The organism is Anabaena sphaerica FACHB-251 (assembly GCF_014696825.1).
Lineage (GTDB): Bacteria > Cyanobacteriota > Cyanobacteriia > Cyanobacteriales > Nostocaceae > RDYJ01.
Map to the genome: position 1 here is coordinate 45,167 of NZ_JACJQU010000014.1, position 12,375 is coordinate 57,541.

Sequence of the window (12,375 nt, forward strand, 5' to 3'; positions counted from 1 at the left end):
TTTACCTACTTTCCCAGCAAGCTATTAGCCTATCAACGTACATTGTAGGGAAAATTGCTTCTAACTGTGGGAGGAATTACAGAAATTTAGGTGACAGGTAACAGGTGACAGGTGACAGGTGACAGGTGACAGGAAATTCAAAATTCTTTCCTCCTTAACTCCTGACTCCTTGAACTCCTTATTTTGTTGTTAAAGCACGAAATGGAAAATACTAACGGATCAGAAAATTTACCACCTGTGACGGAGGCGGCTATTAAGCGGGTATGGGAAGGTGTGGGGGCGGCGAGCGATCGCACTATTCGTCATACTATAGAAACTACTCTCAATGGGCTATCGGCTATTGATCAGGAACATTGGGAACCGCGAGTTAATGCTAATATCAGACGTTGTGTGTTGCGATCGCTCATTCATTCTCTATTCCGTGTCAAAGTTGAAAACATTGAAAATATCCCACCCACACCAGCAATCTTAGCTGCTAACCATCTTCACCACATCGACCCCTTAGTTTTACTCGCAGAAATACCTACTCAGCCCCATTATTATATTCTCGGTGATGCCCGCACTCTCTATAACAAATGGTGGAAACGCCTGATTTTAGGTTTTGCAGGTGGTGTCATCCCTTTAGAACGCATTTGGGGAGAAGAACAGGCTGTTATTGCTGCTGCTAAAGCCGGACGAGATGATTTACAGGAACTTGCTCAAGTTATTAAAGATACCGTTAATCCTGGTGGAGATATCCACACAATCCGCCGCATAGACCGCATTGTTGCGGCAATTTTAGCCAGTGGGGATGGGTTGATGATTTTTCCCGAAGGTAGACTGGGAACTGCTGAGGGTCATTTACATCCCCTGAAACGCGGAACTGTAATTTATGCGTTGCGGGCTGGAGTACCAATTGTCCCCATAGCATTAATTGGTACTCATGACTTATTTTTGAGGAAAGAGTTAACAATTCGGGTGGGTGAACCTTTATATTTTTCTGCAACTACTAGGCCAAAGCGTCCAGAAATAGATACAGCTGCGGAAGCATTACAAGAAGCGATACAGGCTTTGTTGCCTAGAGATTATCAAGAACCACAAGGGATAAAGTTGTTACAGCATTTCCTGAATCGGATGCTGTGGTGATTTGCTTGTAGGACTTATGGCAGTGTCAGATCAAACATCTCTTGTAGGGTGTATCAGACTGCATAAATCCTGTTATTAAACAGATTTGTGACATCTAATGCACCCTACTAACTATGCCAGTTGCATAAGTCCTGGACTATTTAAATTCAATCTCACTCTTGTTTGTAGAGTTGCCTCACAGGCTCTTGAACCCTCCAATCCCTCAATGAATTAGGGGGCAAAAGAAAAAGTGAAACCCACATTTTGAACTAAAAATATGGATTATTAAAAAGTAGAGTTTGAGAGTAAAAACTTGGATTACTTGGGAATAGTAGCGTAATAATTGATGAAACAGTAATTGTAGAAAAAATCAATTATTATATATTCTTAATGGAGAATGGGAAAAAATCAATACAGGAGACTTAATCAAAGCAATCATGCTCAATGCAATAGACATCTCCGGTAATTAAATGTGCGTGGTTTGAAACCCTTGTAGAGACGTTCCGCCGGAACGTCTCTACCATATTTCCGGAGAGGTCTAATACTTGTCGGTTAAGCTCAAGACAATGAAATTATGTAGGTTGGGTTGTGGAACGTGAACGTTCGCGGAGCAATGGAACTTATCCCTTCGGAACACTACGTGTTCGCAAAGTGTGCTGTAAGCATACACGCAGTGTGCCGAAGGCATAACCCAACATTTACAAGGGTTTGTTGGGTTTCACTTTGTTCAACCCAACCTACTAAAATCCTTAACCGAACAGTATTGATGCTCAATGGACTCGTTTTTGTCTCAAAACCATTATATTGATTTTATGAAAATTAGATCAAGAAATGCTCCATCTATACCTTAAGACTAATATATCTTCCGAATTTTTAGTCAACATTAACCGTAAGATAGTTTTATTTTCCATCCCCAAACATCTATAAAAGAAAATAATTGTTTCTATAAATTAGAATTTCCACACAAAAATGCGACTAAATTAGTAGTCAGCAAAACTAAATTTTTCAGTCTTGTTCCTAAAGACTAGTCCTGTCATCAAAGTATCGCATTTATCCAACAGTATCCCAGAAAAATATGCCTAGTCTATCAGGAAAACACATTTCTTACTGGATTGATTCAACACCCACAGCGAATTTTCCACCACTTAGCAATAATCTAACGGTAGATGTTGCAATTGTCGGCGCTGGTATTGCGGGAATCACTGCTGCTACATTACTGAAACGTGCAGGTAAAACTGTAGCAATAATTGAATCGCGACAAATATCTACTGGTGTCAGCGGTCATACTACAGCCAAAATTACCTCGCTTCATCAATTGATTTATGCAGATTTAATTAAAAATCATTGTGAAGAAAAAGCACATATATATGCAAAGTCCAACCAAGCAGCACTAGAATTTGTTGCTAAAACGGTTAGAGAAGAACAAATTGACTGTGACTTTAGTCGTCAAAGTGCCTATACTTTCGCTGAAACCGAAGAGAATCTCAAAGACATTGAAAAAGAAGTAGAAGCAGCACTAAAAATAGGATTACCTGCCACATTTGTGCGTGAAACTTCCCTACCTTTCCCTATTGCTGGTGCTGTTAAGTTTGACAACCAAGCACAATTTCACTCTCGCAAATACCTGTTACACCTGATCAAGCAGATTCCTGGTAATGGAAGTTACGTATTTGAAAATACAAGAGTAGAGAAGGTAGAGGAAAATAATCTTTGCCAAGTCATTACCAACAAGGGAATTATTCAGGCACAAGATGTCATAGTCGCAACTAATATCCCTATTACCGATGAGGGATTATTTTTTGCGAAAACTTACCCTAAACGTTCTTATATAATTGGTGCGCGTATTGCGGAAGATAAAGCACCTCAAGGAATGTACATAGGTTCAGGGGAAAAATACTATTCCATTCGTACTACTCCTGTCAATGGTGGATTATTGCTACTCGTTGGTGGTGGTGGACATAAAGTGGGAACAGTGGAAAATACTGAGGAAAAATATCTAGATTTAGAAAATTATGCCCGTTCTCGCTTTGGTGTTGAGTCCATTGACTATCGTTGGTCTACCCAAGACTTTGTATCTTTTGATAAGATACCTTACGTGGGAAAATTAACTCCCTTAAGCAAGCATACCTTTGTAGCAACTGGGTTTAGTCTATGGGGTATGACTCAAGGAACCCTGTCAGGAATGATACTTGCAGATAATATTTTAGGCATTGAAAATCCTGCGGCAGATTTATACGATGCCACCCGTGCCACTCCTTTTGTTAGCCCACAAGGTATAAAGCAAAACTTAGAAGTTGGCGCACACTGGGTAGGCGATCGCCTCAAAGGATTGAATAAATCTCTGTCAGATGTAGCAATTGGTGAAGGAAAACTAGTCACTGTCGATGGTGAGAAGGTAGCTGCTTACCGCGATGAAAAAGGAGAAATACACGCTGTTTCTGCGGTGTGTTCTCACTTGGGTTGCGTTGTTGCTTGGAACAGCGCCGAAAAAAGTTGGGACTGTCCCTGTCACGGTTCGCGTTTCAGTTGTAATGGGGAAGTTTTGCATGGACCGACAGTGAAAGATTTAACTAAGTTATAGAGGAAACAGTAGCCCCCTCTCTGTTTACGGAGAGGGGGTTGGGGGTGAGGTTCCGAGATGTAATTCACCCAATGGATAATTTACTATAAAACAGTATTTGAAAGTTTGTTTTAGAGATAAACAAAGTGATTTATTAGGCTTCCAAAAATCCTTTGATAGTTTCTGCTGGAATACTAAAAACAGGATGAGCAAGATTTGTAATAGTGACTAGATTAATTACCACGCAACCTAAGCACTTTCATATTGGATATCCTATTTTTTATTATGGTAGACTGCTGAGTTGATTGTTGTTGATCTGGAGGTATTTCAGATTGGTAAGTTCGACTGTTTCCGGTGGCAGACTGCTGAGTTGATTGTCACTGAGATTGAGGGTTTGCAGGTTGGAAAGTTGTCCTATTTCCGGTGGAATACTGCTGAGTTCATTTTTAAAGAGGTAGAGGGTTTGCAGGTTGGAGAGTTGTCCTATTTCCGGTGGAATACTGCTGAGTTCATTTTCACCGATGTCAAGGTATTGGAGGTCAGTGAGTTGTCCTATTTCCTCTGGCAGACTGCTGAGTTTATTGTTGTTGAGGTGGAGGTCTTGGAGGTTGGTGAGTTGGCCTATTTCTGATGGTAGACTGCTGAGGTAATTGTTGTCGAGGAATAGGTATCGGAGGTTGGTGAGTTGGCCTATTTCCCCTGGCAGATTGCTGAGTTTATTGTTATTGAGATAGAGGCATTTGAGGTTGATGAGTCGTCCTATTTCCCCTGGCAGACTTCTGAGTTGATTTTCACTGAGGAATAGGTATCGGAGGTTGGTGAGTTGTCCTATTTCCTCTGGTAGACTTCTGAAGTAATTGTTGTTGAGGCAGAGGTCTTGGAGGTTGGTAAGTTGTCCTATTTCCTGGGGCAGACTTTCGAGTTCATTACTTCTGAGGTTGAGGGATTCTAGGTTGGTGAGTTGTCCTATTTCCTCTGGCAGACTTTCAAGTTCATTGTAACTGAGGTTGAGGGATTGAAGGTTAGTGAGTTGTCCTATTTCCGCTGGTAGACTGCTGAGTTCATTGCTTCTGAGGTTGAGGGATTGAAGGTTGGTGAGTTGTCCTATTTCCGCTGGTAGACTTTCGAGTTGATTACTTTTGAGGTCAAGTTCTGTTACACCATCTCTTGCTGCTTGTTTAATTATCTGTAGTAGTTTTGCATCAGCCATAAACAATTACCGAACCTTGATGACTGGATTTTACCAAACAAATCTTGCAGTTTGAGAACCGCCATCAAGTAAAAATTTACGCAACTGTACCCAAATCGTTATAGTCTATACGTAAATTCCCTAACTCATAACTGTCTCAAGATGCAAATAGACTTTCATCATGGTGTCACCTACGTTGTAGCGCGACTAGCGGGTTTTGACCACGAAGAGGCTGGTATCGTTGCTTACTGCGCCCAGTACGTAGATGATGCTATCAACAGCGGTTTAATCCGATTCGATAATGGTGCGATGTTTACCCGCATCAGTTCTGCCCACAAAATGTTAGATTATCGCAACTTTCAGGAGTTAGCAATTCATCATGTTTGGATTCCTTTTCATTTTTTACCAGGAAATGGCGGAAAACCAGCAGGTGAAGACCCGGAAGGGAAGTTTATTGAAAAATTGATTTGTCGTCCTAACAGTGATGTTGCACAGCAGATGGTGAGAGAGTGTATTCAACGTCGTGAAAGTGCTTATAGTTTACATCGTCTGGGTATTACAATGCACGTTTATGTTGATACCTGGGCGCATCAAGGTTTTGCTGGTGTTAATCATCGGGTAAATGAAGCGAAAAAACTACTTGATGAAAATGAACAACCTGATCGTAATTTGATGGATAGATTGAAGAATTATTTTGTCAGTGAGGCTTTACCTTTAGGACATGGTGCAGTTTTGAGTCATCCTGATAAGCCGTTTTTACGTTGGGGTTATATTAACGGTAGGGGTGAAAACATTAAACGTAATAATCCTGAAGATTTTCTAGAAGCTGCGGATAATATGTGTAAGGCTATGCAGCGTTATTTAAAAGGTGATCCTGATGCGATTGTACCAGGTTTGCCAGAACCAGATAAAAGTTTAATTGCCTTTATGCTGGAAAATATTAAAGATGCTAAAGGTAGTGTACGTCATCAAAAATGGATAAATGCGATCGCACGAGGTAAATTCAGTTTTGGTGCAGCTAATATTAACTATATTCCTAAAGGTAAAGGTTCCTGGAAATACCTCGCTTTGGGAACTGAAAGCCCCGTTGACAAAGATAATGAAATTTTTCCCTATCATCCCAGTTTCTTGGTCAGCAATTGGAAACTCTTTCACGATGCTTTACAAGCACATCAATTTTACATTATTCATGATTTACTACCCCAATATGGAATTTGTGTAGCTTGAAATAGATCCCCGACTTCTTTGAAAAATTATGTTTATTAAATGTAACATTCTGGTAGAAGTCGGGGATCTGAAGATAGAGAGGGATCTAAAATTACCTCACCTGTAACAATCCTTTAAAGAAATAAATCATGTTCATAAATATCATTTCTATCCAGAGCATCACATGATCTAACCATGCTAAAATTTGCTCTAAGGGGTGTCTTTCATAACCTAAAAATGTTGCAGTCGTTTCTATCCAATCTGGTTGTAATTGATTTTGATGTTTTTCCGTTTCTCTCTCATTTTCAATAGGGGAATGAGGAGTTTCTTTGGTTGATTGTTTACGTTTAAATAAACGCCGTCCTGACTTGGGTAATAGTTCTTGCTGAGTATCTTCCTTTGTCAATGAATTAGCAGTTAAACGCAAATTTGCATCATCAGCATTAATTTCTAAATTCCCAAATAAATCACCCCAACTTAGCCAAGAATCTGTCATTAAATCTGCTGTTTGCAACTGACTATTTTGATAAACCCTATTGACAGGTTTACCTGGTAGTTTTTGGGAAGTTGGATTCCCTTCTAGTTTTTGGATTTTCCTACCACCAAAAAAGTAATTGATTGCGGCTTCAATTAATGCTGAAATATCCAAAGTTCGATTTTCCAAACCATCAGCATTAACTGTAATATCTCCTCTAGCTTCTACTTGTTCTCTACCATAAATAAATATATCTAATTGAGTTTGAGCAATTTTAATAAGTTCCTGGGTGCTTTGTTGTACAGGCACTAAAGCCTGAGCTTCTAAATTAGCTAAAGCTGTATCTATAAATGCCAAAAACTTACCAGGATAAGATTGTATATTTAAATTAACCCTGCTTTCAGGTAAATCTATGATACTGGGATTAGTATTACAAGTTAGCTTGGTCAAAATGCGATCAATTTCTGGTAATAATTCCTGCTCTTTTTTGACTTCGGCTAACTTTAAAGAATGCCAATATTCAGCTACTTCACTATTAATGCTATCGGCTAATTTTCCCTGCTGTTGAATTGTCAAAACATCCAAAACTTTGTTATTGTCGCTAACAAGTACCAAATTGCGATTTTCCAATTTGACAGCAATTCCCTGTACCGTTGGTATATGGTATTGTAGGGTATTTTCTGGCTGTGGAGTCTCAGAAGTATGAGATTTTAACCACCCTAAACGGGTAGCGACTTCTCTCCATGTATCACCCAAGAAACCTAAAGGGTTGACATTTTGTAAAGTTTGTGTTTGCGAAGCAGCAGCAGATGGTAGATTTTTAACTAACTCTAAGACGTGCTGAATAGGTGCGTCAGCAGGTGGGGGAGTTTCTGGTTGTAACTGTAGTTGGGTTTTTGGGGCTTTGGTTTGTAGCCTTTTACCCGCCAGTTCATCTGGCTGAAACATCTGGTAAAGTGGGTAAAGTAGCGCCTCCACACTCCATTTTGTAGCAACTTGCAAATGTCGGATGGTGTTTTCCCACTGTTGAGTCAACCGCTGAGAATGCTGGTTGATAAAGTTAAATACTTTACTTTGATAACGACTAGAGGAACCAGAAGACATGGTAGAAATTTGTTAGTTTGAATGTTCTTGAGTTTTGAGACTCCCACAAAACTGTTAGTTAACGTTGGTCAGTGATATCAAGTCCGTTTGAATATTTATCATATCTGTTGGGGCAGGGAATAGGGAATAGGGAATAGGTAAGATAAGAGGAAAACAGATATTATCACTAATGAGCCGGACTTGATATAACATCATGATAATGGAAAATAAGCTCAAGTAAGTTTAATTTAGACAATCCCAAACCCAAATCCAATTTTTACATTAATTGTTAATCTTTATTGCTTATGACTTTTCCTCTATCTCCATGCCATACCCAATTTATATCAGAAACAATTGACAAATTACGCTCTTGTTGTCAATTTAATAGCCAATCTTCTTGGCTTTATCACCGAGTTGACTGGGGAATTACTGAGGTGATAAACTCAGATTTGTCTGATTGGCAATCTGTAGAGGTAAATGAAAAAGGAAATATTGCTTGGACAGGTGGAAATCAGGTTCTATGGTTAACCCAAAAGTTCGTTGTTCCCGAAGATTTACAAGGTTATCCTTTAACTGGGTTATGTTTGCGGTTGGCTTTGGTCTGGTGGGCTGATGCTGCGGAAGTTTACGTTAATGGTAAGTTGGTATTAACAGGTGATTTATTTGATTGTTCACCGAGAGTGCTTCTAAGTCAAGGGGTGAATCCTGGAGATGAGTTTTTTGTTGCTGTGCGGTTGGTGAGTCCAGGACATTGTGATGGGGCTTTGGTGCGATCGCTTGTAATTTACGAGTCTACAGATTATAATCTTCCTGATGCTGGTTTTGTTGCTGATGAGTTGGCAGTTGTTCATCTGTTTTTGCAGCAGTTCGCACCGGAAAGGTTGGCTGGTTTTGTTGCAGGTTTGGAAGATGCAATAAACCACGAAGGCACGAAGGACACGAAGGAAGAAAAAGAAGAAGGTTGGAAAAGTTTTCTGCTGAAAATACGAGAAGTCTATCTGCGTTCATCTGCGTTCATCTGCGTTCAAAATTATAAAATCTTTTTATTGGGTCATGCTCATTTAGATTTAGCATGGTTATGGACTGTTGAGGAAACTTGGAAAGCAGCACAAAATACTTTTGAGTCGGTTTTAAATTTACAACAAGATTTCCCAGAGTTAATATTCTGTCATACTACACCAGCTTTGTATGCTTGGGTTGAAAAACACCGTCCTGATCTATTTCGAGAAGTTCAAAATCAGGTAAAATCGGGTAAATGGGAAGTTTTGGGTGGTTTTTGGGTAGAACCAGATTTAAATTTACCCTCTGGTGAGTCTATTGTTCGTCAGTTATTATATGGTCAGCGTTATTTTTTAGAGAAGTTCGGGAAAGTCTCTTCTGTGGTTTGGGTTCCTGATACTTTTGGTTTTTGTGCGACGTTACCCCAGTTTTTGGTGAATGCGGGAATTGAGTTTTTTGTCACCCAAAAGCTACGCTGGAATGATACGACTAAGTTTGATTATGGTTTATTTTGGTGGCGATCGCTCGATGGTAGTCAAATATTAAGTTATATGTCTGCCCTGATCGGCGAAACTATCGACCCGGTTAAAATGGCTAATTATCTGTGTGAGTGGAAAACTCAAACAGGTTTAAATGATGCGTTTTGGCTTCCTGGTGTCGGTGATCATGGTGGTGGTCCAAGTCGTGATATGCTAGAAGTAGCACGACGCTGGGAACATTCTCCCATTTTTCCTAAGTTGGAATTTACAACCGCAGAAAATTATTTACAGCAAATAAAATCCCAGTCGGAAAATCTGCCCCAAAATCTGCCCCAAAATCTGCCAATATGGGAAGATGAACTATATTTAGAATTTCATCGCGGATGTTATACTACTCACGCAGATCAAAAACGCTGGAATCGAAAATCTGAACATCTATTATATCAAGCTGAGTTATTCGCAACTCTCGCAACTGTTCTCTGTGGGGTAACATATCCCCAAGCAGAAATAGAAACCGCTTGGAAACAAGTTTTGTTTAACCAGTTTCACGATATTCTTCCTGGTTCTTCCATTACTCAAGTTTACGAAGATGCTTTACCGGAATGGGAAGCAGTCGAAAAAGTGGGAACGACAATATTAGATGAATCTTTAAGAGCGATCATCGCATCTCACATCAATTTACCACAACCACCGCACCCCAACAGCATACCCGTCATAATTTTTAACTCTCTCAACTGGGAACGTTGCGAAGTCGTCAGCGTTACCTTACTTCAAAATAATCTAACATGGGAAATTTACGACTTTGACGGAAACCAACTTCCATCGCAACAAAGCGAAAACTCTCTATTATTTCTCGCAACCGTTCCATCCATAGGATATCAAATATATTGGCTTTCTCCTACATCTGAAAATCCCAACATTGAAAATTCCCAACTTCCCCAAAACTGGAAATTAGAAAATGAATATTTGCGAGTTCAAGTCAACCCAGAAACCGGAGACTTAGAAAGCATTTTTGACAAAACCCAACAACGGGAAATTTTAACCGCTGCGGGAAACCAACTTCAAGCTTTTGAAGATAGTGGACAATATTGGGACGCGTGGAATATCGACCCCAATTATATCACAAAACCTCTACCTCCAACAGAATTAAAATCAATTCAATGGCTAGAACATGGAAAAATACAACAACGTTTGCGGGTAGTTCGTCAACTTGGGAAATCGGAATTTTTTCAAGATTACATTTTACAAACCGCTTCCCCAATTCTTAAAATTAAGAATACTGTAAATTGGCAAGAAAATCAAGTATTAGTTAAAACAGCATTTCCTCTCAATCTTAACGCCGAATTTGCAACTTATGAAATTCCCTGCGGTGCTATTCGTCGTTCCACAAATCCCCAAACACCCGCAGAACAAGCAAAATGGGAAGTACCCGCTTTAAGATGGGCAGATTTAAGCGCAGACACAGAAACAGGAAAATACGGAGTTAGTCTTCTCAATGATTGTAAATATGGTTACGATGCAAAAACCAATCAACTCCGTTTAACACTTCTCAGAAGTTCAAACTGGCCAGACTCTCAAGCTGATAGAGGAATACATGAATTTACTTACAGTTTATACCCTCACGTCGGTAGTTGGGAAGAAGCAGATACAGTTAAAAAAGGTTATGAGTTGAATGTACCATTACAGGTGTTAGTAAATCCAGAAATTCAAACATCTGAAATTAGTATTTCTCAAAATAAAAGTTTTCTCAAGTTATCAGCAGATCATTTAATTGTAATGGCTTTAAAACCCAGTGAAGATCATCCACAAAAATTTATTATCCGCTTTTATGAATGTCACGGAAAAACAGCAGAGTTAGGTTTAGAAAGTGATTTGTTTAGGTTAGGAAGAGCAGTTGATTTATTGGAAAGGAAGGTAAATGAAGAAGTTGAAAAAATCGCACCTTGGAAAATTGCGACTTTTGAAATCATATCAAAAATTTAGGATTGTCTGAATCAGGATATCCAGGATTAAAGGATGTACAGGATTTTATTTTTTGATCAAATATCCCTGATTTGTGAGATAATTGATGTTGATAAATGATAATATTAATCAAAGAAGTCGGGGATCTGAATATTTTAATTATCAAAATCCCCAACTCACAACAAACAACCATTCAATAACATCTGTACATCCTCAAATCCTGGACATCCTGATTCTGACAAATTTTTAATTCCCGAAGGGTGGGCATAGCCCACCTTAAGTCAAATTAATAACGTTTCTAATCTTCGTGATCTTCAAAAGGATCGCCTAATTCCTTGCTTGGTGGTCCAAACGAGGTGTAAACTGCCATGCCAGTGATGGCAACCAGAATGGCACAGAAGGAAACACCAAGCACTAAACCGGGTTCTAAATCCATAAATTTAGGGTTATATTATGAGAGCTATGTTTATAGAATATTACAAAACTTAAACTAAATTGCATAAGTAACGATATATCAGGCAGGTGGGGACGAAGTAAATGGTAATATATAGAACGGATAAATAAGAACTGTCAGACCTGTAAGTGGGGCAACCCGAACACAGTAAAGTTCAGTCCAAAAATCCAAACCCTGTTAGTAGGGCTTGGGAATGTAAAAGAAGATTAAAAAAGCTTTGGCAACTTTAGGTGAACTATGGCACAACGGACTAGGTTGGGAGATATCCTCAGACCCTTAAACGCTGAGTATGGTAAAGTAGCTCCGGGTTGGGGTACAACACCTTTAATGGGTGTTTTTATGGCGTTATTTTTCGTGTTTTTGCTAATTATTCTGCAAGTTTACAATAAGTCACTGTTAATTCAGGATGTACTTGTTGATTGGCGCAGTCTAGGCGGCTAACTGCTGTACAGCCATCATAACTTGGATCACAAGTTACCATAGACCCGGCTTGTCCGGGTTTTTGATTACTGTCGGTTGTGATGACGAAATCAAGCCTAACTATTGATTAAACTACAGATGTAATGTCAAGATTTATGGCGGGTTGAAATGAATATATTTGGGATCGGTCTGCCAGAAATGGCTGTAATTATGGTAGTGGCGCTATTAATCTTTGGCCCCAAGAAACTACCAGAAATTGGTCGCAGTTTGGGTAAAACCATTCGCAGTTTCCAAGAAGCTTCCAATGAATTCCAAAATGAGTTCAAGCGGGAAGCTGAACAATTGGAACAAACTGTGAAAACTACGGCTGAAATTGAACCTAAGCAAATTGAATCTGCTAAATCGCAGCAGGATAATGCTGGTTCCTCTGCCACGAGCTAGGAA

Annotated in this window: 9 protein-coding genes; 6 read left to right on the forward strand and 3 right to left on the reverse strand. The window is 39.4% G+C overall.

Annotated elements, in window-relative coordinates; genetic code table 11:
- Positions 1 to 201 precede the first annotated feature (201 nt).
- Both H6G06_RS19650 and H6G06_RS19655 read left to right on the forward strand, forming a co-directional pair.
- Positions 202 to 1,125, forward strand: a complete 924-nt coding sequence (locus H6G06_RS19650; RefSeq protein ID WP_190563165.1) for a lysophospholipid acyltransferase family protein — start codon at positions 202 to 204, stop codon at positions 1,123 to 1,125.
- Between the two features lie 1,054 nt (positions 1,126 to 2,179).
- Positions 2,180 to 3,685 (forward strand): FAD-dependent oxidoreductase, encoded by a 1,506-nt coding sequence (locus tag H6G06_RS19655; protein WP_190563167.1) that lies wholly within the window; start codon positions 2,180 to 2,182, stop codon positions 3,683 to 3,685.
- Positions 3,686 to 3,947: 262 nt separating this feature from the next.
- Here the strand turns inward: H6G06_RS19655 and H6G06_RS19660 are convergent, their stop codons facing one another.
- Positions 3,948 to 4,874 carry a leucine-rich repeat domain-containing protein gene (locus H6G06_RS19660; protein WP_190563169.1) on the reverse strand — a complete coding sequence of 309 codons (927 nt, stop codon included), beginning with the start codon at positions 4,872 to 4,874 and terminating at the stop codon, positions 3,948 to 3,950.
- A 141-nt stretch (positions 4,875 to 5,015) separates the two neighbouring features.
- On the opposite strand from H6G06_RS19660, the gene H6G06_RS19665 reads away from it, so the two are divergent.
- A complete protein-coding gene (locus H6G06_RS19665; protein ID WP_190563171.1) occupies positions 5,016 to 6,080 on the forward strand; it encodes a DUF6765 family protein in 1,065 nt (354 codons plus the stop codon).
- A gap of 91 nt (positions 6,081 to 6,171) precedes the next feature.
- Here the strand turns inward: H6G06_RS19665 and H6G06_RS19670 are convergent, their stop codons facing one another.
- Positions 6,172 to 7,638: a hypothetical protein gene (locus H6G06_RS19670; RefSeq protein WP_190563173.1), complete on the reverse strand. Its 1,467-nt coding sequence runs from the start codon at positions 7,636 to 7,638 to the stop codon at positions 6,172 to 6,174.
- A gap of 284 nt (positions 7,639 to 7,922) precedes the next feature.
- Between H6G06_RS19670 and H6G06_RS19675 the strand changes: the two genes are divergently transcribed.
- Complete coding sequence (locus H6G06_RS19675) at positions 7,923 to 11,078, forward strand: alpha-mannosidase (RefSeq protein WP_190563175.1); 3,156 nt, start codon at positions 7,923 to 7,925, stop codon at positions 11,076 to 11,078.
- Between the two features lie 277 nt (positions 11,079 to 11,355).
- Here H6G06_RS19675 and psbN read toward each other — a convergent pair whose 3' ends face one another.
- On the reverse strand, positions 11,356 to 11,493 hold the full coding sequence (gene psbN / locus H6G06_RS19680) for a photosystem II reaction center protein PsbN (protein ID WP_190563177.1): 138 nt from the start codon (positions 11,491 to 11,493) through the stop codon (positions 11,356 to 11,358).
- Positions 11,494 to 11,748: 255 nt separating this feature from the next.
- On the opposite strand from psbN, the gene psbH reads away from it, so the two are divergent.
- Both psbH and H6G06_RS19690 read left to right on the forward strand, forming a co-directional pair.
- Entirely contained in the window at positions 11,749 to 11,952 is a 204-nt protein-coding gene (gene psbH / locus H6G06_RS19685; RefSeq protein ID WP_190563179.1) for a photosystem II reaction center phosphoprotein PsbH, read from the forward strand.
- Positions 11,953 to 12,099: 147 nt separating this feature from the next.
- Complete coding sequence (locus H6G06_RS19690; RefSeq protein ID WP_190563181.1) at positions 12,100 to 12,372, forward strand: TatA/E family twin arginine-targeting protein translocase; 273 nt, start codon at positions 12,100 to 12,102, stop codon at positions 12,370 to 12,372.
- Positions 12,373 to 12,375: the final 3 nt, after the last annotated feature.